The following is a 23,513-nucleotide window of genomic DNA, read 5'->3' as shown; positions in this document are numbered from 1 at the left end:
ATTACGTGGATTTTATTTCTTGAATGACGGAACGACCCGCAGAATCCTTGTTAATCACAATCATTTTGACTGCCAGACTTTCATAACCCAGCGTAACAAATGATTCGTATGCAAAGGTACGCTTATCAGCATCTTCCGAAAGAAGTGAGTCTTTAAATTTATCGAGCAGATTGAGTTGATTTATTTGTAGCTGCCTGAAGTTATAAACTTGCGTGAAATACGTGCCAAGCCCAGTGACGCAAATACCAATAATGAAAGGTGTCAGTATGGCAATTATTTCATACCACGCCTTCTTTTTGATGGGTTCTTCAGCCATGAGCAAACTCCACGTCAATCGTCTAAGTGTATGATGATGGACTCTTTCAGCTTTTAAGTATAAGAATTTCTGCGAGATTTTCGTTGAGGAAGATCAATTTGATGGACATTCCCAGCTATCGACTTCACTCTTTGCAGGGCAATCGACAAGGAACATGGTCGGTCAAAGTCAATGGCAACTGGCGTATCACGTTTCGATTCACTGAACAGGATATTGAACTTATCGACCATGAAGATTACCACTGAGGATAAACACCATGCCTATATATGACCCAGCCCATCCGGGTGAAATTCTTGGGGAAGACATTCTCAAGGAATTAAATATGAGCATTACCGCAACAGCCGAAAAACTCGGTATTAGTCGCAAAACGCTCTCTAGCATCGTCAACGGTTACGCTCCGATTACGGCAGAAACCGCCATTAAGCTGGAGAACGTTTTTGGCAAACCGAATGCTGAACATTGGTTGCGGATGCAGATGACTTATGATCTACTTCATGCTCGTCAGAAATTGGCGGCATGAATTAAATAGTGGAATCAAAGGGGCGGACTCGATTGATTTTCTCAATTATTTTTGAGATTGAGCTTTCAACAAAGTTTCAAAACTTTTTCTTAATGCCCATGTTACTTCGGAGTTTATCTGAGGACATTGATTGACACACCCAAAGATCATTTTAATGACATCCTCTTCCTTCCATTCGTGTTGCTTCAAACGTTCAACTCTGATTTTTGCAGTAACTCTATGCAGTATCTCATTAATCCATTTCATAGAATCAATAATCTCATCTTTTGAAATCGCTTCATTTGACCACATTACCCTACAAGATACAGTCAGATTATGAGAAAGAAATTCATAAAACGAAACTTTATCTTCTTGAGATAACCCTGAAATTATTTCAGCATAATTTTGTTTAGTCAGCTTCATATAAACTTTAAGTTATTTCTCCATATTACTTAAGAACCTTGCGAATGAAATTCCACATGATTGATATTTACAGGACTATCCTTAAAAGTAAAACGTGATTGATACTTACAAATACATGCAGCTAAAGCGCCATCCAGCTCATCATATTTATATGAAAGAATTAAGGTATCACCTTCAATTTTATAGCTAGCTTGACTAGCTGAGTCAAAACCACAGGTTGCCGGATTTTGAACTAAAAACGATGTATTTCGAGTATCTTCTTTAGTGATTATTGTTTTAATTGATTGATCATCAGACCAATCACCAACACACCCCATATACTCAAACTGCATTCCTAATTCACCAATAGACGATGTTTTTGATGGTAGAAAAAAGTATGCTACTGATAATATCAGCATAAAAATTATAAAGAAGGAATATTTCATCAGAGCATTAACATTTGAATTTAATAAATACTGAAATCATGAGCCTCATACGAAAATACGTATCTGCATTCGCATTAACTAATTTAGTTGAGTGATTTTCCCATAAAAAATGATGTCAGTCAATATAATATATGCTAATCATACTCCCAAAGCTCACATTCTGTTAGATCGACAACGTTACCACTGTGATCTAGCAGAAAACCCCTCATGTAACGAGCACTACCAATAACATGTTTTTTCCAAACGTCCGTTAAGACGTAACTGAACAGTCCCCCCTTACCCAAACGCACTAAATTTGCGACACTCCCCCGATGACCCAACAACTGAAAGACCACAGCCTCAAACAGCTTAACAGCCAGTACCTTGCCAAGCTCACGCCGGAGGAACTGCTGCACCTGTCGACCAAGTTGTTGCATGACCTGAAAGAAGCGCGGGAACAGATCAACCAAAACTCCAACAACTCCTCCAAACCACCCAGCAGCGGTTTCCCGTGGGAAACGTCACCCAAAACGGTGGCTTTGCCCGAAACAGAAGGGGTGGGTGCAGCCAGAGGAAAGCCAACCCCGGAACCAGAAGCTGTGGCGGGCACAAAGCCAGCCCAACCAGCCAAACGCAAAGCGGGTAAACAACCCGGCGCACCGGGTTATGGTCGGGTATGGCATCCGCCCATCAATGCAGACGAACACCATTACCCCAGCCGATGTGAAGCCTGTGGCAGGTCCCTGGATGCGGCTGTCTCCCGTATTTATACCGCCTATGACAGTGTGGACATCCAGTTTGGCACGGATGGGAACCCCGGACTGACCGTCATCACCACCCGCCACCACCTTCACGATAGCGTATGCACCTGCGGTCATGTGAGCCGCCATATCCCGCATCGCCAAGCTCCCGACCCGTTATACCCGGAGGTTGATGTGGGCGAGTGGCGGCTGATTGGGGGCAATCTGGCGGCACTTATTGTCCACCTACGGCTGCGCTCACGCTTGTCACTGCGTGGCACACAAGAACTGTTGCGGGAGGTGTTGGGCATTCCCCTAAGTGTCGGGGTGTTGCAGCAATGTTTTGAGGAAGCAGCCGCGAGTGCTTCTCCATTGGAAGATGCCTTGGTGGAAGGGCTGTTGGCAGAAGCCACCGCTGACGGCGGGGTGCTGTATATTGATGAAACCTCTTGGAAAGAGCGTGGCGAAGCCCTGTGGCTATGGACATTCGTCACCACCCTCAGCGTTTGTTTCTACGTAGGGCAGCGCACCATTGAAATGCTCGACAACGTGATTAGCCCCCACTTTGGGGGCTGGCTGATGAGTGATGGCTATGCCGCTTACCGCCACCACCCCAAACGCTTGCGTTGCTGGGCGCACCTGATCCGCAAAGCCCGTGGGCTGGCAGAATCACTGGACAAAGACGGGCGGACGTTTGGCAACTTCACCCTCGCTTGGCTGAGGGTATTACAGGACGACATTTACGCTTGGCGGGCAGCAGGCGGCACGGTGGGGACGCAAACCGACGTGATCCGTCAACGCCATCAGGCAAAACTCCTGGAATTCAGGGCATTATGCTTGATCCATGCCGTATCTGCCCATGACAAGACGGCGGCACTGGCGAAAGAGTTCATCAATGATTGGGATGCCATTTTCCGAATCCTTGACCACCCGTGGCTTCCCTTGACCAATAATGAGGCTGAGCGGGCGTTGCGCCATTGGGTGATCCTGCGCAAAACCAACCATGGCACAAAGAGTGCTACGGGGAGCCGTGCGTTTGCCATGCTGGCCAGCATCATCGGTACTTGCCGCAAACGTGGACAGTCTGCCTTGGCTTATCTTGCCAGTGTTATTACCGCTGCCCGCGCTGGCTTTGCCCTGCCCGCTTTACCGCAAGGGGTGGGGATGTGATCAATTACGTTAAGACTGCTAGCACACCATCTTCTGCATTTATTGCTGGCTCTGACCATGATGAAAATTCATATATTTTCCCCTCTATTTCTTTTTCATCAGCCAAGGGGAATCCATCAAGTAACTTCAGCTCTGAATAAGACATGCCTTTTAGTTTATTATTTATAAAAAGCAGTTCTTCTTCAATCTTAGTTTTTTGCAACTGATTGATGATCAAAGGATAACATCCAATTCTGCATGAGCATCTGGTAAAGATGCGGCATTTAATCCACCTCCATTATTAGACAATTTATTAGTTATTTTATTGAGATATTGCTCTCGCCCTTCATAATCGCTCATGTTTTTTGGAAACGGTTTTTTACACTTCAGACAAATTGCCATCTGTGTTTGACTATGCTTATAAATAAATTTGAATAATTTTGCAGGCATCCAAGGATTGTTGATTGCTTTATATTCACTTTTACCAATATAGCCACATTCTGGGCAAGCACTTAGATGAAAAAAGTCTTCAGGCAACTCAGACTCCAGCAAAACAATAAATTGTGCTGCAACACTCTTGATATAGTCGCTGGCATTCTCTTTCGTCAAACCGGTATTAAAGATACAATGCTCTCGATCATTCACCATCCAGAGATCTTCAGCAAGCTCCTCCCAAATGCTATAAATAGTCTTGTAACCGGACTTTGAATAACAAGCTTCTAGAATACCCAACCCTTTTTCAGGATCTACATCACCTAATACAATTTGATGACAAAGGAGCTTTGGCGGTAAAACGCTAAGCTAATTACTTCTGATGGCAATACCAAATTAAGATCAGTTAGTGATTTTTTAAAATATACTTCAATTTCTTCAGAATCAGGGTTTCTTTCAAGCCCAATACTTGCAAGAATAGCAACATTCTCAGATTCAATATCTTCGTGCAGCAAAGATTCTGCCCAGTCAGCATAATCTTTTGAATAAGCAATGCCTAATGCTCTTTTTCCTGCAAGATGTTCAAATTTCATAGTATCCTAAACTAATAACCCATTATTCAGCTTCACAAAAGTAAAAATTATTGCCAAAATGCTACCATCCCCCCACCAAACACACAGGGAACAGCACCACCACCATGATGAATCTACTAGCAGCCATCGGCTTCATACTCGTTCTGTTTGGCATCACCACACTGATCATTGGCAGCATCCGCCACTTTTTCCCCTTCGTGGAAGAATACATTCCCGACGAATTCAAAAAGGCGCTCACCATCCAATTCTCCGCGTATTACCTGCTCGCAGGCTTACTCATGCTGCTCATCCAACCCAGCGCCCACGCCTAAAAGCGGTATTGCCATTCCACCCGATCCCGCTTCAGCCGCCAGCGCGTCTTATGGTTGGAATGCCCATTCGCAAACAACCGATCCGACAAGTTATCGAACACATTCTCGCGCACGTTCTCATCAAGGCGAAATTCGCGCCGCGCCACCATCTCGCAATCGCGCATCAGCACATTACTATTCACACACTGACGTTGCTCCAACTGCATATCGCCCGCACGCAACGCCAACGGTTTAGCAATCAACCGAATAGAATCATACGGCAACGGCGCAGACACCGTGCCACAAGCCGTCACACTCAACAGCATCCCCGCCATCAGTAAGCCCTTTACTGCTGTCGCTTTCGTTGTAGTCTTTAACATAAACACCTCGCATTTCGGGGATATGTTACCGCTGACACTCCGAAATGGCTATTTTTTAAACATTTAATTTTTCCTCAATGGTCAGTATCGCCATGACCACTGGCTGCAATGGCGGCTTGTTATCCTGAAACTCGCCCAACATCACCCGCAAGAAACCCAAGTGCTCCGTCACAAAGCGTAAGTGCCGAGGCGCTGCCCCACGCCCAACCGCCAACGCATAATCCCCCACCACTTTCTGCACCTGCGTTGCCTCATTCAGCCGCGCCCCGATCAGGTAATGCAGCAAACTGTATTCCGCCCGCGTCACCCCCGAACCAAACGATGCGAGACTCTTATCTGTCACCTCCACCGCTTGCCGCGCCTGATCCAGCCAGTGCTTCAAGTCTTGCCGATCCAACTGCTTCACATGCCCGCGCAAATAGCGCACCACTTTGCACGTCAACCAATTAATCAGCGGATACCCCGCCACCGTATGCGTTTCCTGCAACGCGAATTCATGCGCACGCTTATACGCCTGCTCCATATCGCGCAACGCATCGGCACGCGCTTCGCCCGTCACCAGCATCGCCTGACGTTTCCAGAATTTGCCGACCTCCTCGAAACGTTGCAGGCTATTGCCCAAACCATCCAACAATTCAAGGGTTTTCAAACTCTGCGCCATCATCTCCGCCGGGGAAGCCGCAAAATGCGGATCGGGTGCATCCGCCCTGCCCTGCGCCCATGCCAACGCCCACGCAGTTTGCAGGCTGACCTTATCTTCCAGCAACACCACCGGATAATCGGCTTGGGGCGAATCCAACGCCGCCTCATACGCATCCAACGCAGGCGCAAACATATCCAGCTTGCCGTAAGCCCGTCCCAGCGCGTACAAGATGTCCGCATGACCCAACCATTCCGCCGGAATTGCCCGATGCAATTGCGGCAAACGTTCTTGCAACCACGCCACATCCCCCGCCTTGGCGGTATCGGCAGCATTGATCAGGTTTTGCAATTCCGCCACGACTTCGACTTCCGCCACAAAACGCCAGCTATCCACCGTTTTGTCTTCGCCGCTATTATGCGGTTGGCGGCTCAACAATTTGTAGTCAGGGTCGCCGTAACACTGGTAAGCCCCCCACGTATTACTGTGCGGGTATTGCAGCCACGTTTCCCGCCGCGCCATTAATACCGCCATCCCGAAGGGATAGCCCTGTAACAGCGCGTTGTAGCATTGTTCCGCAAACACCTTGGCGGCATTATCATCAATCGCCCAGCCTGCCGCTATGATAGCTCTCACACCCATGCGAATTAATTCTTCTGCCAAACTCGCTGCCAACTTGCTGCGGTCTTGGGTCAGCGCGGCTTGCACATCGGCCTCCATGAAATCCATTTGCGCCAGATGACAACAATTAATGAACGCCAATTCCGGTACTTTGCGCATCTGCCCAATTTCCACAGGCGTCAGGAAAATACCATCGCCCAGCACCATGCCGCTCACTTCCAGCTCACTGTCTTTGTCGGGGCGATAGCGGTACACCCCATGCCCCGCCAAATGCAGCACGCGGTAATCGGCAATATTCAACGCCTTGAGAATGGATTGCGGGTCAGTGCCAATCTCGCGGCTCACTGTGCTGAAACCGCCCGCTTCCAACAAATTCGCCACGGTTTCCGCCTCTTGCCGCGCCGAGGGCAAGCGCACGAACTCGCCCCCCACTGGCGGGTCGCCAATCACCAACGCAGAACGATCCACCGGATTCACCACGCGTTGGCGGTATTGCGCCACCTGCAACTGGCGCACCATGCCAAAACGTACCGACAACGGTTGCGACTCATTATCCAAGCGGTTGTAAAGCAATTCCCACGGATACACCGACGACGCACTATCCAGCACCATCACCAGATTTTCCGCACTCGGCGCTTGTTCCTTCATCGCCGCTGGCAACAGTAATTCAAACAGGATTTTGCCGGTATCGGGGTCATCCGCATTGGAAGCAATCGCCTTGGCAATAAACTGATCGACCAATTTACGTTGCGTCGGCTGCAATACCAGCTCCGCCCGCGCTTTATCGGTCAGCGCGGTGTATTTCAAACCGCTGTCGCTGGCTTCCACTTGGATACGTCGCCACCACCCTGGAGGATCGTTGTACATCACCCGACGGCGTTTACCGGGCAAGCACTGCATCAAACTTTTCACCGCAAAATCGCTGCGGAATTCCGGCAGCAAGACAAAATCCTGCACCAATCGCGCCGCTTCCACCGCCCGATCTTCGTACAACTCAATGAATTCCACGGTCTGCAAACGCAAGCGCAAGCCGCGCTCACTCTTGTTCAACGCCTGATTCGCGTGAGTAATGGCGCGTAAAATCGCCGTAATCGAATCCGCCAGCGTCACGCTGCCGCCGCCCACCGTACCGATCAACAACGTAGCAACGTGCAACGGCACCACCTCGCCTTCCGCCACCGGCAACGCCATCACGTCGCTAGTCGGGTTGCGCTCCAACACCTCGCGGATTTTCAGGGCATAATCCATCATCGCCCGCGTAAAACTGGCGGTAAGTTCCCCCGCCGTCAGCTTGCCGACCTCGCCTAACCCGACAATCACCGCCCCGCCCGGTTTGCAGCCCGGTTGCAGGAACACATGCGACGTGCCTTGTTCACCCGGATACAGCCCCATGCGGTGCAATTCGCTCATGCGCCCATCCAGACACTTATCCAGCAAGGCTTCGGCACTGATAATGGAATCGCCTTCGTAATGTCCGACCACCACGGGGTGCGCGACCTGTTCCAGATTGCCATGCACCACGCACACCTCCACAGGTGGGCGCACTTCTTCCTGCGTCATGCTGGTGTGATAACCCAACGCTGCTGCCAGCAATTCCGCTTCATCGGGGAACAATTCGCGGCGAATTTCCGGCAACCACTGCTCCGCTGCTTTACCAATCGCAGGCGGTTTTTGCTCCAACTGACGCGATACGCCATCATCCAGCAAATATTGCAGTGTCTGAAAATACTCGCTGTGGCTCGCCATGCGCCCGTGTTCCACCGGCATAAACCACGTCGGCAACTGTTCCGGCAAACTCATCCACAAGGTCACGCCATCACCTGCACCACTGGCATGAAAACGCCATTGCCCGTCGATTTCCCCGACCTCATCCGGCGTAAGCGCGGCTCTGCCATGCAGGTAAATCAAGCGTTGCGTATCCAACTCCACCGCACGTAATTGTTCACGCACCTGCAAAGCACTGCCCAGTAAACCCCGCCCACCCCACGTATCAAAATCCGCCCCCAGCAAGGTTTGCCAACGCGCTTCCTGCAAATACGCCGCTGGCAACAGCTCCAATACACCGGGATAACGTGCAAATTGTGCTGCCAGCCGCTTGCTTTCCGCCTCATCCAGATGCCCATCCAGCAAGTTCAACAGGCTCACCAAACGGTGTTGCCCCAGCAGGATTTGCACCGCTGCATACGTGCCTTGCAAGGGCGTACCCAACAGCACCACGCGGCAATCGGCTTCCGCACGCAAGCGCTGCCACACATTCGGTGCTTCGCTCATCATCGCCAAGGCGACCAAACCGCCACTGGAATGCGCCAATAAACGCAGCACCAATTTGTTGCCCGCCGCTTTTGCGGTATCCAATGCCTGTTCGAGCGCATCGCCCAGCCGCCGCCCTGCTTCCGCAAACGAACGTCGCCAATCGTAATCAAATTCCACCAAAGTATGGCTGTCATCAAGCATATCCAGCAAGGCACGGTACGGCGTTTCCAGCACACCCGCTGGTTGCACGCCTGCACTGTCGATGTCCAACCGCGAAAAATCGCCCCAGCCGAGTGCTGACATATCCAGCCACACCGCCACGCCATTCGCTTGCAATTTTGACCCCATAAAACCGGGCAGGAAATACACCGTGCTGCGCTTGGCTTTGGCTTTTTCCTGCGCCCGACTCGAACGTGCCGCCGGACGTGGTGCAGGTGCTTCCGGCAACAACGGACGCAGCCGCAAATCGTTATCGGGATGTGTCAGCGAATTAATCAGGCGTTCGCGCACATCGCCCTTGCGAAAATACCCAAAATGGCTGCTATCATCGCCTTGATCCAAATAAAAACGCATCCCCTGCAAGCGCCGCGCCCCGCCGTACATGCCCGCCGTATTCACCACGAAATCGTTGTCTTCGCCGAAAAAGCGTTGCATCACCCATTCTTTAAAATGCCCTAACAGGCTGGAGGCTTTCATCGTCCCCGCAATCACAGTGATGTCGGAATCGAGTTGCACATCGGGGCGATTCAGCAAGCGAATCAACGGCGAACCGGGCATCATCGCCTCGATCCCCGGCAATTCTTCAGGGTCGGTGCGCTTGCGAGCAGTCGCCATCAACACCATGCGCACAAATTCCGCCAACAGTTGGAAGCGCGGCGCAGGGATAAAACTCAACACATTGAAAATCACCGAGAGGTTATCTTCGAGCCGTTCCGACGCTAATACCGTGCCGCGCCCCGGACACGCGACCCGCGCAAAGCGTTCCACGCGAATCTGCTTGTCTTGCAGCAAGGTAGCGATTTCCTGCAAGGCTTCAAAGTCGCTGCGCCGCGCTGCCGCACTAAACATCTGAAGATCAGCATCGGTAAACACTTCATCGCTCACCAAAAACTGGTCGCCAGATTCACGGGTTTTGCGTTTCAACACGCCTTGGCAGAGCAATTCCCCGACCAACCCACCGCGTGAATGGCTGATCAGGTGCAAGCGCGTATGCGGCGGCAACAGACGCAAGACTTGCAGCGCATTCTGCACTGGGCTGACCGTCAGCGTGTGGTGTTCCAGTGCGAACACTTGCTGGCAATACGGCGTAAACAGGCGTTGCAACCACGCAGGCGCGTTGTAACCTTGGCGCGATTCCCACAATTCGCCAAAGCTGCCATCGGTATCGGAAAACGTGCCATGCAGGAATAGCAGCACCGGCTTGGTGGCGTCGATGTCGCCGGATTGGGTGATCGGTTGCAACACGAGCTGGTCGGGATTGGCACAACGGTACAGCCCCGGAGCGGCGATTTTGCGCGTTTCCAGCTTGGCAATGAGTAGATCGGCGAGCGCTTGGCTGGCATCCATCACTGGATCAATTTGTAACAAGCGTAAGCATTTCAGCACAAGACTCACCGCACCGCGCTTGCCGCTTTGCTCAAAGCTGGCGGGTGTCAGCACGAATTCAGCGCTGGCAGAGCGTGAGGTTTGCTGGGTGGTTTGCGCTTTGAGGTCGCTGGCACGAATCCAGCGTTTGAAACCGCCCTCGAATTCGAGTTCGACGAGCGTTTCGGCGGCAACATCCTTGAGTTCGACGGTTTTACCGCCGCTGCGCACCGCTTCCAGCGTGACTTCTTGCTGGCAGGTGATTTTGAGGATGTCGGCGTATTCGTTGGCGATGTTGTGTGGAAAGTCTTGCCCGGTTAACTTGCCACTGATCTTGATCGATTCCATGCGTTCCCCCGCATTATTTTTCGGCGTGTTTACTATTTAGTACAAAACGGGGGGTTACACAATAGAAACCGCCATGCGGGGATGACCTCGATAGTGCCTACATTAAGTACGATACGTTCCTCTTCATGGCGTGTCACGATAATACCATTGGGCAAATTCAGTTCTGCCATTGCCTCTTCCAGTGCTGCGATTTCACGCTTGCGGGTTGTCGGGCTTGCCAGTGATTCACACACTTGTACCAATAACCGAGCATGGTCTCGCCACTGGGCAATGAAATCCACTTCGCGCCCGCTTTTGGTTTTGTAGTAGAAAATGTCGGGGGTCAGGCGGCGCAGCGTGATGAACACCAGATTTTCGAGCAAATGCCCCGCATTAACCAAAATCCCCGATGCGACCGACGTGACCATGGCATGGTCGATACAATAAATCTTTTTCGGGTTAGCGTTCGCACGGCTCAACGAGGCATCAAACAGCCGCACGGTAAACAGAAAATAAGCGTCTTCAAACCATTCCAAGTAATCAGCCACTGCTGACTGAGGGGCTTTATGCCCTAACGATTTTAAATACGCTGTTAGCTTGTTCAAGGAATAAAGAGAGGCAGTATTGTCAATTAGCCAATGCGCCAAATCCGTCACCGCTTTGGGGTGGGAAATATCATGGCGTTCCACCAGATCACGGAACAGCACTGCATGGAAATATTCCTGATGAATCTTGACCCGCAAGCGCCTCTCCAAACCCGCGACTTCGGGGAAACCACCTGCTGCCCAATATTGCTCGAAAGCATTTTGCACGAACAAGCGCTGCTTGGTAGAAAGCTGCCCGTCACCCGCTTCCACTCCCACATAATCGAGATATTCGCGGAAGGAAAAGGGGAAGACTTCCCACGACAACGCCCTACCGCGCATTTGGGTGGCAATTTCCTTGGAAAGCATTCGCGCTGACGAACCCGTGATGTACACCTCACAGTTTTCGGTACGCATCAGCCGATCCACAAACGGTTCCCAGCCTTCAATCGCCTGAATTTCGTCGAAAAAACAGTACACCTTTTCGCTGTTTTTCTTAGCGGGGTAGAGCGTGTAATACGCATCCAAAATCACGCCCAAACCGCTTTGCTGAAGCCCGTGCAGACGGTCATCGAAGAAGTTCAGGTAAAGGATATTTTGGCGCGAGACACCGCCATCTAGCAGTTTTTGTATCAGTTGCGACATGAAGGTTGACTTGCCGCTTCGGCGCACACCGATACAGACAGTGGCTTTGCCGTGGACGGGCGTGACATCCAAACGACGCGGTATGCCAGAAAAAAGCTCAAGATCTTGAAAATCTAAGAGTATTTCTTGAAGGATTTTAATCATGTGGTGGTGCTCCCGACCGAATGCCTGTCAATCATCGCCGAATCGTTTATAATTATGGGTGACTTTGTGAAAAAGTGTTAATTTTTATTATCACTTTCTCTATACATCAATACCATGCTAGATTTGATAAAAGCCACTAACAGGAAGCCCGCCGTGGAAGCTCTCAAACTCAAAACCGTCGATGACTTGCTTGCTGCCAGTTCAGAACGCATCGAATTGATGAACGGGGAACTGATTAAACGTCCAATGGCACGCTCAGAACATGCGCTGGTGCAATCGGGCTTGTCAGATGAAACCCTGCCATTTAAACGCAAAAGTGGCAGCGGCGGCTGGTGGATCATGACTGAAATCAGCGTCCGTTATACCGAAAACCATTGCCCTACTCACGATTTGGCGGGTTGGCGTAAAGAGTCACTGCCATTAAGCCCAGTAGGTCGGACTTTAGTCCGACATTCTCTAGGTTTTTTGAGGAAATTGTCGGGCTGAAGCCCGACCTACAGCTCGCCACAATCCTTAACTTAATGGCAGTGGGCGTAAAGAGCGGGGTCCTACCCGCCCGACAGGCATCATGGAAACCTTGCCCGATTGGGTGTGTGAAATCACTTCGCCGGGGCATGAGCGCAAAGACCTATTCACCAACTTCATGGCACTGCAACGCTACCAAGTACCGTTTTACTGGGTGATCTCGCCGGAAGATCGCACACTGATCGCTTACCAGTTGGTGGGGGAACATTACCATGTGGTGTTTTCGGTAGAATGCGCCACTGCGGAACAGGTGAAGGCAGCGCGAATACCGCCGTTCGAGGAAACGGGGATTGATTTAGGGTATGTGTTTTTTGGAAACCATGAATAAATCTAGCACAGCGACATCTGTCACTAGCGCTCCATCATCAGTGCCAGCATCTTGTTTCGGCTGACAAGCATTTCAAAGACTTGAAGATTCTGCCTGCTATATGGATTGAATTGCCTATATTGAAAAAGCCAGAGTAATTAGGTGTGGCAGTGGATCGAATCCATAATTGTTGGTAGGACTGTCCCTCATACCTGCATTCACATCAGATTCATCCCGTCTTCTAGAAAATTATGATTCAGTAGGAATGCACAAACCTTAAACATCCTCTACAATGGAACTGTCATAATTTTCATGGATGGTCTTCCCTATGCCGCCCTATGAACTCAAACAACCTCCTAGCTCATTGATCGGAGAGGTATTCACAGCGACCGTCATAAGTCGCCATGTAGACAGTTGTGATTTCCGTCTGGATGATGGAGAGCGTGTGCGTCTTTACCAACATGATAGTCATGCCGCCACCGATAGTCGGTTGATGAAAGACATTCCGCAATATGCTGAACGAAAAAAATGCCGTTTTATGATTACCCATCGGCGCATGGACGGCAAAAATGCTTTGTATTACGCCAATGAACGGTGGGCTGAAAATAATCCATGGGAAAATTTGCCGTTACAGTACGGAGACAGGGTACAAGGCAAGGTCATAAGATCTGTCCACAGTGAACAGAACATTCTCAAAGGCTACCTTATCCAACTCAACCCCACCGTTTACCTTAACCAAAACCCCAATAACCCATTTCAACCTGATATTCCAATTTATATTCCACTCGATACTTTACCGTGGGCAGATGGCAGCATTGGTCATACACCACCTCAAGAGGGATTCCAACACCTATTACTGGAATCCAATGATCAAGTACAAGCCACCATCACGGAAATTCACCGCTTGCCACGTTATCCTGTCGCTAGCGTGATACGCAGCATCCAGCATCAAAATGTGAGTTTCTGGAGCGATGCCTACACGACTGCACGAGGAGCCTCAATCAAAGAGCGTCTACATATACGGCACATTTTACAAGCAACCGGCATTGACACAGAGGATGAATACGCGTTGCTGAAAGGCTGCCGGATCCTTTTAGTAGATGACAGAGAAGACAGTTTGTACCGTTTACAGCAAATATTAAACAGCAACGGAGCACAAACCCAAACCATACAGCACACACCAAGCCTGCACCCAGATGATCTAGTACAAATACTTAAGGCTCGCATCCAAGAGTTTCAACCAAATCTAATCCTGATAGATAATGCTTTGCCGCAACCTAACGATGGCTTACGACTCGCCCAGCAACTATTTGCACAAGCAGAGGAAGTATCCCCCCCCCTTGCGCATTAGTTTCCAGCCTGTTTCTGCCAGAGGATATCCAGTACATCCGGCAACAGGCTCCTTTTCTTCGAGGAGCATTGATGCGGCCTTTGTTGCCCCAGCAAATCATTGACTTGTATGAAGGCAAGGTAGTTTGGTCTGAAAGCATTCAGTTTCTGGATACACATCCTAACTTGCCACAGCAACAAAACATCCACATTTACTGTATGAGGCTGGTACAAGACAAAGTAATTGACTCCGTAACCATTATTGCGCTAGAACAAGGTCAACTACGCTGGGAATATGGCGCAGGAATAACGCCATTCCCCACCAGTGATCTTGCCAAAACGATACAAGAAAGTGATTTACATCTTTTGATGGAGCAACGTGTGGAGAGTACCACCCTCCAACGCGGCGACCATGCGGATACCAGATTATTAGGTAGCCAGCTTGCCGAATATCACTGGTTCAGCGTTATATCGCACGATGGCTCACTCGCCCGACTAGTCGGGTTAGGCTGGAGAAGTACCGAACACCCAACGTTAGCCCGTACCTTGCAAGATGGTATACGGGAAAAATACGCCAACCTCGAATTGCACGCTTGGGTCAAGCACAACGCCAACTTTATCAGCAGCGGAATTGCCGCCCACAGCCTTGTCCATGAATACCGCAATTACCTGCATCAACTACTGGCTGGACTGGATACTTTAGAAAAGGGTCTTAGTAATCAGACAACTGAAACGCTAACGAATATTACAACCAAACTACGGGAAGAATCCGTATTGCCTATGGAAACATTGGCCGATGTTTTACTCAAAGGGCAAGCTCAACGTACAGAACCAGCATCCGTATCAGATTTACTGAACACTCTAAGTATAATGTTGAAGCCCTATGCAAAAGAATGTGGGGTTCATTTCCGTATCATCAACAACCCCAAACTGACACTCGGTATTGATTCCGCCAATATCAGCATTCCACTTGGCAACTTGGTTAGCAATGCCATCAAACACCATACTAGCCATCAGGAATGCAAGGTAAGCCTGTTAACCCAGATTCTGCATGACAATGGCAACTTCTGGCTAGAGTTTCAGGTACGCGATAATGGTAACGGCATACCCTCCCACCAAGTCGGGCGACTATTCCAGCCGGGCATATCCTTCGCACGGCAAACAAGTGAACGTCATGGCATCGGACTATGGCTAGCACGTTCACTAGCCCGAAAAGTGGGTGGTGACATTACCTTGACACAAAATTTACGCGGCATGGGGACTTGTTTCACCTTGCGTATCCCGTTGACTTTAGGATAAGAGCAAAACCAGCATGAGTACAAAACAAAAAGTACGAGTATTACTGATCGATGATGATAGGGCGTTTGCCGAACATTTTCGTCTATATGCTGACATTTCCAAGTGGCAAGCAGAGTGGTTAGATATATCAGAGCTGGACAAGCTGCTAGACACACTCCAAGAGCATGATCCCAACTTAATATTGCTAGATAATTCAAAAAGTTTGCATCAATGGCTGAAAATCCTTGATCAACAAAACTATATCAAACGTACTCATGTTACTCTGGGGCGGGTTGCAAGTGACGTAGATACAGCAACCCTACCCACTATAGAATCACTCAATCAGAATGGCTATCTCATTGCTAGCATTATAGGCAAACCCTTTCGTCTCACTATAATTCCCAGCTTAATTAAACCAGATGCACCTCAAACACCGTATCAATTATTAAATCCCCAAGAATTCGAGAGACTTGCCAAGCAACTGAAACCAGCCATTAGCATTCACTTGTTTGACCCAGAAGACACACAAAGGCAAGAAACAGATATTACAAAAACCATCATTTGGAAAAACAATAATTACGATAACATGCCTATTGGAGATAGTGACAAACTTTCATTGCGATTTATGCTTCATGATTTAAATTTAAGAGATGATACTTTTGTTAGGCGTGAAGAATGGAATACAGATAAAAGACAATGGACATTTTTCAGACTATACCACTTAGGTGAAAAATATTATTGGTTTGTTCGTGAATATCGAGATGCAAAAGAAACCCCACAATTCTTTAGACAAGATCGAAATAATCTAGCCGATTTCCTTAAGGATGTTGCAGAAGTAATGAAACAATGGGGAATTACTCGCTTACGTTTTTACAAAGTCCGTCAATTTTATGATGATACAAAAAAGAGAAATAAATTTGATTATGCACTCATCCCTTATTTTAGTACAAACGGTGGATTCAAAACAAAAAAAGCCGATTGGTTCAAAGAAGACAAGCTTACAACTCAAAGTTCTTTAGATACCAAAAACGCATTTCATTTACCTTCAGGTGGCTGGTATCATGAAACAGATAAACCAGGAGAGATTGAAAGTCTCTGTGATAAACACCTCGGATGGCCACCCTATAAAATAACTCGGATAGAAATCCCCATTTTTATTACAAAACCAAATAAAAAGAAAAAAAGAGAACCTGTAGGACTACTAGCTTTGATAGACGTTATGATCATATACGCAAAGACAGGTTAGTCAACGACTATTTATGGTGGAAAGCAAAATTTGACATGGCTGGTGATACAGATAGTCCTGGAAAAATAGAAAAAAAAGACCTTGACACCATGGAGATCTTCTTCAATGCAGTTATAACAGAAATTCAAAAACACCGTAGCAAAGACAAAGCCAACCAATTAAAACTCTGGCATGAGGCATTTACAGAAACCATTCGACACTTATTATCATTAATAAATGAAAATGATGGCAATTTCACATCCAATCAAATTATTAATTTGTTTCTAAATCGCCTCATCGATTGGTGGGAGTTTGTTGACGATGAGCCTTTGCTTGAAGACATCCCAAAGAAACCTCCAGCCACAAAACATAAACATATTATTAACTGGTATTTTCTTAAGGAGGATCTGGGGGAATCCGTTCTGGGCATCGGTGGCTATGGCTCAATGGCTGAACATTATTCAATCAGACACTCACAAAAGGTCAGGCCATTTCGTGATGCCATTGATAATGCAAACAAGTATGGTAACTACCTCATCCAAGATTTCCCCAAGTGGCTAGGAAGACAAAACAAACAGAAGAGTAGGGAGTACATTCAAAACCAAATTAAGCAAACTCCCGATTATGAAAAATATCTTCATAACATAAAAGCATGGGCAGGATTTCCTATTAAAGCAGGTCGAAATAGCTACCTAATGGTCGTACATGCCGACACTGAAAACTATTTCACTACTCGCCGTACTAAATTACTTAGAACTGTAGCATTGCGGCTTGCTCCATTCCTACTATGGGGAGATTCTGTTAACTTACAAACTATTTTGTTAAAAATGCTCAATCATGAACTAAATACTCCATTGAGTGTAGCCAAACAAACCCTTAATGAGATACCAGAATCAGAAATAAAAACTCGAGCCATTGATAACTTCGAGTTTCTCGAAGCGGTCATAAAAAACATGAGCCACTTATACCAAGAACCCAATTCAAATACAATGATGACAACTCGACTTACTGAAATTTTGGATGTACATCGAATTGCCAATACTCTTGCCAAAAGAAAACGTGCTATATTTACAAAATATGACAATGATTATAATAAAATAGAATTAGCCGTATCTAAAGATACATTAAGACAAGTAATGTTCAATCTATTCAGTAATGCCTTCAAATTTGCTGATGACAATACTAAAAATCCATGCATCACAATTGATATAAGTCGTGAATACAACCAATTAGTATGCAGAATAAGCAATCCCACCATCAAGGAAATGTCAAAAGAACAACTCAAATGGATATTTGCACTAGGTTATAAAATCATTGGTGCTGGCCCAGCATCCGGTTATGGATTGGGATTAGCTATTGTTGATATTCTATGCAACAAAGCCAACATGAAATGTGATGCCGAAACACCTGTATTAATAGAAGAAGGTATTTGGCAACAAACATTCACCCTAAAAATTCCAATAGCAGGAGATTAACAAGATGGTAAAGAAAAAATTATACTGGATTGATGATGAAGATCGTCATGAACTCATGATGGAAAAGTGCCTTTTTGATAAAGTAACTTTTATATCTTACATCGGCACGAATGCAGTGAGAGATTTTATTCGTCATATCCCCAAAATAGATCCTCATGCTGACAATTATTTCCTAATAGATCTCTTTATGCCAGTTCCTAAAGAACTGGAAGAGTTTACAGATTTCTGGGACGATGATAAAGTAACAGGAAAATACAAATCCCTACAAGAAAAAGAAACCATATGTGGACTTGCCTTACAAGTTTACCTTCAATCCAAAACCACACTGACACAAGAAAAGATGAAAATACTAACTGCTTTTAACAATAAGGTGGATATACCCCCAGAGATAATACTAAAAAAACAAGACTTAAAAATATGTGATAAAATTAAAGAGTTCATAAAAATGTAAACTAACAGCAACGAAGCAACAATCGAAAACCCTGATCGTAGTAGCGATCATGAGGAGGTCTATTATCGGAAGAAAATCGACAAGACTCGGTATAGTGATACCAAGCCCCCCCTCGAACCACACGAACACAGCCAGAAAGGTCGAGAGTAACTTGAGACTCTTTATATTTATTAAGACACCACTCCCAGACGTTCCCGGACATATCCATCAGGCCGTAGGGTGACTGACCTTGGGGATAAATACCCACAGCAGAAGTTTTTTGTAAATTATATATTCCAGTTTCACCATACGTTTCGTTGATATTAGCATAGCCTGTTTTGTAGTCTTTACCCCACGGGTATTCCCGCCCATCCGTACCACACGCTGCCTTTTCCCATTCCTGTTCCGTCGGCAAACGGATTTCTTGGCCTGTTGCGGTAGATAACCAACGACAAAAAGCCATTGCATCGTACCAACTCACACCTTCCACTGGGTGGTTGCTTTCTTTCCAATAATGATCTGGTTTTGACTCAGACCGTTGCAGTCCTTCCCACCACTCATCTGTTTCATAACCAGCATCTGCGACAAATGCCTGAAATTGGGCGTTTGTGACTGGGTAGCGGCTCATTTTGTAGCCGTCAATTGCTACCCAGTCGATGTCAGGCAAACCTTTGGCATCCAACCCTACCCCTTTACGCTGATCCAGCGGACGACCATGCATATCTACACTCGCCAAGGCTGTACCAATAGCAGCACGGGCATGAGGGTTAGGATCGGTTTCAAGATTGCTCAAACGCTCTACCCAAAGCGACTGTACATGGGCTTTGGTAACATCGACGCACGGCACACCACTCTCACCGATACAACGTGCCGCCAATTTAGGGTTCGCCTGCTCCAGCCAGCGAATAACAGACGTGCAGTCATCCTGATACAAGCCCGCCAGCAATACGACAGGTTCTTCCCAGCCCGTTGGCTCCCACCATTCGCCAGTTTGTTGCCAAAAATGTTCAGCGGGCAATTCCCCTGCATCCAAGCGCTGCTGCATCCCGATGGCAATAAAATAATCCTGTAGTAGCTGATGACTGAAACGAATATTGTCACCAATCTGTTCCAGCACATTGCAGCGGATAGCGAGTTTCAACCATTGTTCATCATGCCCCATGATGCTCAGGGTTTCATAACGCGGGGAACTGGTTTGGGTTTGCTCCGCCATTGTCCACGCCAGTTTGCCAATCAGGGCTTCCAATTGTTTGCCGCCATCCTGCAACAGGTTGGCTTTGTCTTGCTGCCGTTGGATTTCCCGCTTGACCAACTGTCGGTAGAAGCCTGCCAGCAGTGCACCCCGATTGGCAGGAAATGCCTCGCCCGGTTCGCAAATAGCCATCAGCATGGCCAACAAATAGGGGTTACGCGCTAGCCTGATCAAGTTATGGGGGTTATCACGGATTTTGCTTTGCCAGATTTGGTCATGTTTGGTTGTTGTCGCGCCGTAAACATTCGGGTTTTCTTGCGGAATTTCCGTACCTGTCCAGAATTGTTCTTGGGTAGCACCCACTTTTTCCCATAATGCCCAAACCTCACGCACATCCTGCCCGCCAGCGATTGCCCAAAACAGATTTTCAGCTTCCTGCCCTGCCTGTTCAACCTGATCGGCTACCAGATACTGATGGATAAATTGCTGGATACGGGAAATGCTCAAGGGCTGAATCTGCAATTCCGGTAAAGGTTGACGCACATCATCACAGTAGTCATCTTCCCGGCAAGAGGCATACGCCCGCAAGAGTGTATTTACCGCGAGAAATTCACGAATTTGGCGGCCTTTATCCTTCTGCCACATGACGGGCATTTCGTTCAAACCATCCAGCACCAGCAGAATGCGGTTTTGTTCCAACAGCGTGGAAAAGGCATCACCCAGCTTTTGCCCCTCAATGTTGGTTTGGGCAAGAACAAAATCCAATAATAACTGATCTGATTTCGTCCAAAAACCAAGGCGTAAAATAACCGGAACGATACGTTTCCCACGTTCTCGCTGGGCGTTTGCCCTAATTTCGTCGTCCGCCAGCTTCCATAAAGTGGTGGTCTTACCCGCCCCCGGCTTGCCAAGAAACACGCCCTGCCCGGTTTCACCCAAGGCATCAAGGATATTGTCGAAGGTCTTTTCTTCCAGTACCTGCTTTTCCCCACAACCTGCCCGCAAACCTACCAGTTCGGCAAAATCCTCATCCACAATGAAGCGCTTGCGGCGAACCTGTGGCTGTGCCCGCACCCGCTTTTTGCCATCCATCGCCGTATAGGCATCCATGTCACGCAGAAAGGTGTTTTGCACCCAGTCGAGGTAGGCATCGACACGGGTTTCGAGGTCATTGTCCGTGTTTCCATCAGGCAAATACTCGCGAATGCGGGCAAGCAACCGCTGCCAATCCTTTTCCTTGTAGTCGCCATACAGTCGGGCAACCTGCACATCATTCATCTGGAACGGTACATCACCCGCAGTTGCCAACACTGGAATGATCGGGATTCGCAACTTATTGGCTTCAATGTATTCCTTTTCTACCCACGGGCGGTCATGTGAAGCAGACGACACCACCGACAACACCACCCGGCATTGCTTTACCCCATTGCCCAATGCCTGAATCCAGCGTTCGCCCAAGCGGATACTTTCCGTATCCAGAAATGCGGTAATGCCTTCAGCCTGCAAACGCTGGAACAATTCGTTTGCCAAAGCCTGCCCAGCCGCACCATCTTGCGGGTAGCTGATAAAAACGGGTGGTGTGTGAGACATAAGCAAGGAAATCCCCTGTTCAAAATTCCTGATGGATTAATAGCAGAATTTAGGCAGAGAGGAAACCATCGCTTTCTTCCGCCGTTCTTCCCGCCGCTATCGCCAAACCGCACAATCCGGCGTACAGTGATTCCTATAATAAAGATTACGATCGGAGGAAACCCCGTTGAAACTATCTGTGTCATCCGCGCTGAACTTGCCATCCCTGCGCAATCTCAGTGCCGCCCCCATTATCCTCGTACTGCTCGGTATTACCGCGTGGTCATCGTGGTACACCGTCCCCAGTGATTCCGTCGCTATCCTGCAACGCTTTGGCAAACTTCAGTCGGAAGTCCAACCCGGTTTGCACTTCAAAATTCCGTTGGGGGTGGATGTTGTCACCATCCTGCCCGTCAAGCGTCAGTTGAAACAGGAATTCGGCTTCGGCACGGCGGGTGCTACTAATGCCGACCAGTATTCCGACACGCCCGAAGAAGAATCGCCCATGGTCACCGGTGATCTCAACGTCGGGCTGGTCGAATGGGTGGTGCAATTCCGTATTTCCGAACCGACTCAATACCTGTTTGCAGTGCGTGAACCCGGCGCAACCTTGCGCGACGTCTCCGAATCGGTGATGCGCGAAGTGGTCGGCGACCGCACCGTGGATGAAGTGCTTACCATCGGGCGGCAAGAAATCGAAACCGAAGCCTTGCTCAAAATGCAGCAACTCGCCACCCGCTACACCATGGGCGTGAGCATCGACCAAGTGCAACTCAAAAACATCAACCCGCCCGCCCCCGTGCAAGAATCCTTCAACGAGGTCAACCAAGCGCAGCAGGAAAAGGAAAAGCTGATCAACGAAGCCCGCCGCGACTACAACAAAGTCATTCCGCTGGCAGAAGGTGAAAAAGACCAGCGTATTCGCGAAGCCGAGGGCTACCGCCTCAAACGCATTAACGAAGCCGAAGGCGATGTAGCACGCTTCAACGCCGTCTTCACGGAATACCAAAAAGCCCCCGACATCACGCAACGGCGGCTGTATCTGGAAACCATGCAAGCCATTCTCCCCGGCATTCAGAACAAAACCGTGGTTGATGAAGACATGAAAAATCTCCTGCCCCTGCTCAACCTCAACCAGAAAACCCCAGCGGAGGCCAAACCATGAATCGCTTGCTCATTATCGTTGCCGGGTTGCTGGCGTTCGTCCTCTTCAACGCGTTTTACACCGTAGGCGAAGCCCAGCAAGTCATCCTCACCCAATTCGGCAAACCCGTGGGCGCACCCGTCACCGCCGCCGGTTTAAAAATGAAAGTGCCGTTCATTCAGGAAGTGAACCGCATCGACAAACGCATCCTCGAATGGGACGGCAGCCCCTCCGACATGCCCACCAAGGACAAACTCTACATCTCGGTTGACCTGTTTGCCCGCTGGCGCATTATCGATCCACTCGCGTATTTCCTGCGCTTACGCGATGAACGCAGCGCCCTGTCACGACTGGATGACATCCTCGGCAGCGAAACCCGCAACGCCGTTGCCAAACACGAACTGATTGAAATCGTGCGCACCACCAAAAACCGCGTACCGCTCAAAGACCCCGTATTGACGGAAACCGGCGACGTTGCCGATGACAATTCAGCCGTCGGCACGCTCGTCCCCATCCACAAAGGGCGCGTGCTAGTCGAACAGGAAATCTTCAAAGCCGCCGCCGAAAAAGTGAAAGTATTCGGGGTGGAATTGCTCGACATCCGCTTCAAGCGCATCAATTACAATGCCAGCGTCGAACCGAAAATCTACGAACGCATGATTAGCGAACGTCGCCAGATTGCCGAACGTTTCCGCTCCGAAGGCAACGGCGAAGCGGCACGCATACGCGGCAATATGACCCGCGACCTGAACCGTATTCAGTCCGAAGCCTACCGCAAAGTGGAAGAAACACGCGGCGAAGGCGATGCCAAAGCCGCCGAAATCTACGCCAATGCGTACAACAAAACCCCAGCGGCGGCGGACTTTTATGCGTTTACGCGCACGATGGATGCGTACCAAGCGATTCTGACACCGGATACCAATTTGATCCTGTCCACCGACAGCGAAGTGTTTTCATTGTTGAAACAAACACAGGGGAAGACCCTCACCCCAACCCCTCTCCCATAATTACCCCC

General features: G+C 48.7%; 23 protein-coding genes. 13 read left to right on the top strand and 10 right to left on the bottom strand.

Translation table 11 applies throughout. The features are described 5' to 3' along the window. Position 1 precedes the first annotated feature (1 nt). Entirely contained in the window at positions 2 to 316 is a 315-nt protein-coding gene (locus J1836_RS19260) for a hypothetical protein (RefSeq protein WP_207252736.1), read from the bottom strand. Between the two features lie 98 nt (positions 317 to 414). Here J1836_RS19260 and J1836_RS19255 point away from each other — a divergent pair, with 98 nt between their 5' ends. Further along, positions 415 to 561 carry a type II toxin-antitoxin system RelE/ParE family toxin gene (locus J1836_RS19255; RefSeq protein WP_372447687.1) on the top strand — a complete coding sequence of 49 codons (147 nt, stop codon included), beginning with the start codon at positions 415 to 417 and terminating at the stop codon, positions 559 to 561. Positions 562 to 572: 11 nt separating this feature from the next. After that, positions 573 to 836 carry a HigA family addiction module antitoxin gene (locus J1836_RS19250; RefSeq protein ID WP_207252734.1) on the top strand — a complete coding sequence of 88 codons (264 nt, stop codon included), beginning with the start codon at positions 573 to 575 and terminating at the stop codon, positions 834 to 836. A gap of 45 nt (positions 837 to 881) precedes the next feature. Here the strand turns inward: J1836_RS19250 and J1836_RS19245 are convergent, their stop codons facing one another. Further along, positions 882 to 1,238 carry a hypothetical protein gene (locus J1836_RS19245; RefSeq protein WP_207252733.1) on the bottom strand — a complete coding sequence of 119 codons (357 nt, stop codon included), beginning with the start codon at positions 1,236 to 1,238 and terminating at the stop codon, positions 882 to 884. Between the two features lie 29 nt (positions 1,239 to 1,267). Beyond that, on the bottom strand, positions 1,268 to 1,663 hold the full coding sequence (locus tag J1836_RS19240) for a hypothetical protein (RefSeq protein WP_207252732.1): 396 nt from the start codon (positions 1,661 to 1,663) through the stop codon (positions 1,268 to 1,270). A 311-nt stretch (positions 1,664 to 1,974) separates the two neighbouring features. Between J1836_RS19240 and tnpC the strand changes: the two genes are divergently transcribed. Next, positions 1,975 to 3,552, top strand: a complete 1,578-nt coding sequence (gene tnpC, locus J1836_RS19235; RefSeq protein WP_242632653.1) for an IS66 family transposase — start codon at positions 1,975 to 1,977, stop codon at positions 3,550 to 3,552. Between the two features lie 4 nt (positions 3,553 to 3,556). Here tnpC and J1836_RS19230 read toward each other — a convergent pair whose 3' ends face one another. The 3 genes from J1836_RS19230 to J1836_RS19220 all read right to left on the bottom strand — a co-directional run bounded on the left by J1836_RS19230 (position 3,557) and on the right by J1836_RS19220 (position 4,556). Then, entirely contained in the window at positions 3,557 to 3,769 is a 213-nt protein-coding gene (locus J1836_RS19230; RefSeq protein WP_207252730.1) for a hypothetical protein, read from the bottom strand. Continuing rightward, on the bottom strand, positions 3,766 to 4,179 hold the full coding sequence (locus tag J1836_RS19225) for a hypothetical protein (protein ID WP_207252729.1): 414 nt from the start codon (positions 4,177 to 4,179) through the stop codon (positions 3,766 to 3,768). Before J1836_RS19225 ends, J1836_RS19230 begins: the two co-directional genes overlap by 4 nt. Before the next feature lie 107 nt (positions 4,180 to 4,286). Then, positions 4,287 to 4,556 (bottom strand): hypothetical protein, encoded by a 270-nt coding sequence (locus J1836_RS19220; RefSeq protein ID WP_207252727.1) that lies wholly within the window; start codon positions 4,554 to 4,556, stop codon positions 4,287 to 4,289. A gap of 104 nt (positions 4,557 to 4,660) precedes the next feature. Between J1836_RS19220 and J1836_RS19215 the strand changes: the two genes are divergently transcribed. Next, on the top strand, positions 4,661 to 4,867 hold the full coding sequence (locus tag J1836_RS19215; protein WP_242632926.1) for a hypothetical protein: 207 nt from the start codon (positions 4,661 to 4,663) through the stop codon (positions 4,865 to 4,867). Here the strand turns inward: J1836_RS19215 and J1836_RS19210 are convergent. From J1836_RS19210 to J1836_RS19200, 3 genes are read right to left on the bottom strand one after another with little or no spacing between them, the layout of a single operon-like run. Continuing rightward, positions 4,864 to 5,226, bottom strand: coding sequence for a hypothetical protein (locus tag J1836_RS19210; RefSeq protein ID WP_207252726.1), 363 nt, complete (start codon positions 5,224 to 5,226; stop codon positions 4,864 to 4,866). The genes J1836_RS19215 and J1836_RS19210 overlap by 4 nt on opposite strands. Positions 5,227 to 5,281: 55 nt before the next feature. Next, positions 5,282 to 10,672, bottom strand: a complete 5,391-nt coding sequence (locus J1836_RS19205; protein ID WP_207252724.1) for a DUF7379 domain-containing protein — start codon at positions 10,670 to 10,672, stop codon at positions 5,282 to 5,284. 32 nt (positions 10,673 to 10,704) lie between these two features. Continuing rightward, on the bottom strand, positions 10,705 to 12,024 hold the full coding sequence (locus J1836_RS19200; RefSeq protein ID WP_207252723.1) for an ATP-binding protein: 1,320 nt from the start codon (positions 12,022 to 12,024) through the stop codon (positions 10,705 to 10,707). Between the two features lie 153 nt (positions 12,025 to 12,177). Between J1836_RS19200 and J1836_RS19195 the strand changes: the two genes are divergently transcribed. The 7 genes from J1836_RS19195 (at position 12,178) to J1836_RS19165 (ending at position 18,614) form a co-directional block, all read left to right on the top strand. Next, entirely contained in the window at positions 12,178 to 12,510 is a 333-nt protein-coding gene (locus tag J1836_RS19195; RefSeq protein ID WP_242632925.1) for a hypothetical protein, read from the top strand. A gap of 82 nt (positions 12,511 to 12,592) precedes the next feature. Continuing rightward, positions 12,593 to 12,877 carry a Uma2 family endonuclease gene (locus tag J1836_RS19190; protein WP_207252722.1) on the top strand — a complete coding sequence of 95 codons (285 nt, stop codon included), beginning with the start codon at positions 12,593 to 12,595 and terminating at the stop codon, positions 12,875 to 12,877. A 472-nt stretch (positions 12,878 to 13,349) separates the two neighbouring features. Next, positions 13,350 to 14,207: a PleD family two-component system response regulator gene (locus tag J1836_RS19185; protein WP_207252721.1), complete on the top strand. Its 858-nt coding sequence runs from the start codon at positions 13,350 to 13,352 to the stop codon at positions 14,205 to 14,207. Positions 14,208 to 14,278: 71 nt separating this feature from the next. Then, positions 14,279 to 15,484, top strand: a complete 1,206-nt coding sequence (locus J1836_RS19180) for a sensor histidine kinase (RefSeq protein ID WP_207252720.1) — start codon at positions 14,279 to 14,281, stop codon at positions 15,482 to 15,484. Positions 15,485 to 15,497: 13 nt separating this feature from the next. Further along, positions 15,498 to 16,709, top strand: a complete 1,212-nt coding sequence (locus tag J1836_RS19175; RefSeq protein ID WP_207252719.1) for a response regulator — start codon at positions 15,498 to 15,500, stop codon at positions 16,707 to 16,709. Positions 16,710 to 16,744: 35 nt separating this feature from the next. After that, positions 16,745 to 18,163, top strand: a complete 1,419-nt coding sequence (locus J1836_RS19170; RefSeq protein WP_207252718.1) for a sensor histidine kinase — start codon at positions 16,745 to 16,747, stop codon at positions 18,161 to 18,163. Between the two features lie 4 nt (positions 18,164 to 18,167). Beyond that, positions 18,168 to 18,614, top strand: a complete 447-nt coding sequence (locus tag J1836_RS19165; protein ID WP_207252717.1) for a hypothetical protein — start codon at positions 18,168 to 18,170, stop codon at positions 18,612 to 18,614. A gap of 1 nt (position 18,615) precedes the next feature. Here J1836_RS19165 and J1836_RS19160 read toward each other — a convergent pair whose 3' ends face one another. Continuing rightward, the gene (locus J1836_RS19160; RefSeq protein WP_207252716.1) at positions 18,616 to 21,375 is read right to left on the bottom strand and encodes an SUMF1/EgtB/PvdO family nonheme iron enzyme; all 2,760 of its coding nucleotides are present in this window, start codon (positions 21,373 to 21,375) and stop codon (positions 18,616 to 18,618) included. 166 nt (positions 21,376 to 21,541) lie between these two features. Between J1836_RS19160 and hflK the strand changes: the two genes are divergently transcribed. Continuing rightward, the gene (hflK, locus tag J1836_RS19155; RefSeq protein WP_207252715.1) at positions 21,542 to 22,519 is read left to right on the top strand and encodes an FtsH protease activity modulator HflK; all 978 of its coding nucleotides are present in this window, start codon (positions 21,542 to 21,544) and stop codon (positions 22,517 to 22,519) included. After that, the gene (gene hflC, locus J1836_RS19150; protein ID WP_207252714.1) at positions 22,516 to 23,505 is read left to right on the top strand and encodes a protease modulator HflC; all 990 of its coding nucleotides are present in this window, start codon (positions 22,516 to 22,518) and stop codon (positions 23,503 to 23,505) included. Before hflK ends, hflC begins: the two co-directional genes overlap by 4 nt. Positions 23,506 to 23,513 lie beyond the last annotated feature (8 nt).

This window comes from Thiothrix fructosivorans (assembly GCF_017349355.1).
GTDB classification, from domain to species: Bacteria; Pseudomonadota; Gammaproteobacteria; order Thiotrichales; family Thiotrichaceae; genus Thiothrix; species Thiothrix fructosivorans.
Note: the sequence above shows the minus strand (reverse complement) of the source record. Positions and strands in the feature narration are given on the sequence as shown.

Bases quoted from the DNA above. Each gene is read 5' to 3' on its own strand.
- J1836_RS19190 (WP_207252722.1), top strand. From the start codon at position 12,593: ATGGAAACCTTGCCCGATTGGGTGTGTGAAATCACTTCGCCGGGGCAT.
- J1836_RS19215 (WP_242632926.1), top strand. From the start codon at position 4,661: ATGATGAATCTACTAGCAGCCATCGGCTTCATACTCGTTCTGTTTGGC.
- J1836_RS19160 (WP_207252716.1), bottom strand. From the start codon at position 21,375: ATGTCTCACACACCACCCGTTTTTATCAGCTACCCGCAAGATGGTGCG.
- J1836_RS19220 (WP_207252727.1), bottom strand. From the start codon at position 4,556: ATGAAATTTGAACATCTTGCAGGAAAAAGAGCATTAGGCATTGCTTAT.
- J1836_RS19250 (WP_207252734.1), top strand. From the start codon at position 573: ATGCCTATATATGACCCAGCCCATCCGGGTGAAATTCTTGGGGAAGAC.
- J1836_RS19185 (WP_207252721.1), top strand. From the start codon at position 13,350: ATGAAAGACATTCCGCAATATGCTGAACGAAAAAAATGCCGTTTTATG.
- hflC (WP_207252714.1), top strand. From the start codon at position 22,516: ATGAATCGCTTGCTCATTATCGTTGCCGGGTTGCTGGCGTTCGTCCTC.
- J1836_RS19245 (WP_207252733.1), bottom strand. From the start codon at position 1,238: ATGAAGCTGACTAAACAAAATTATGCTGAAATAATTTCAGGGTTATCT.
- J1836_RS19200 (WP_207252723.1), bottom strand. From the start codon at position 12,024: ATGATTAAAATCCTTCAAGAAATACTCTTAGATTTTCAAGATCTTGAG.
- J1836_RS19240 (WP_207252732.1), bottom strand. From the start codon at position 1,663: ATGAAATATTCCTTCTTTATAATTTTTATGCTGATATTATCAGTAGCA.
- J1836_RS19170 (WP_207252718.1), top strand. From the start codon at position 16,745: ATGGCTGGTGATACAGATAGTCCTGGAAAAATAGAAAAAAAAGACCTT.
- J1836_RS19260 (WP_207252736.1), bottom strand. From the start codon at position 316: ATGGCTGAAGAACCCATCAAAAAGAAGGCGTGGTATGAAATAATTGCC.
- J1836_RS19210 (WP_207252726.1), bottom strand. From the start codon at position 5,226: ATGTTAAAGACTACAACGAAAGCGACAGCAGTAAAGGGCTTACTGATG.
- J1836_RS19225 (WP_207252729.1), bottom strand. From the start codon at position 4,179: ATGGTGAATGATCGAGAGCATTGTATCTTTAATACCGGTTTGACGAAA.
- tnpC (WP_242632653.1), top strand. From the start codon at position 1,975: ATGACCCAACAACTGAAAGACCACAGCCTCAAACAGCTTAACAGCCAG.
- J1836_RS19205 (WP_207252724.1), bottom strand. From the start codon at position 10,672: ATGGAATCGATCAAGATCAGTGGCAAGTTAACCGGGCAAGACTTTCCA.
- J1836_RS19175 (WP_207252719.1), top strand. From the start codon at position 15,498: ATGAGTACAAAACAAAAAGTACGAGTATTACTGATCGATGATGATAGG.
- J1836_RS19180 (WP_207252720.1), top strand. From the start codon at position 14,279: ATGCGGCCTTTGTTGCCCCAGCAAATCATTGACTTGTATGAAGGCAAG.
- J1836_RS19165 (WP_207252717.1), top strand. From the start codon at position 18,168: ATGGTAAAGAAAAAATTATACTGGATTGATGATGAAGATCGTCATGAA.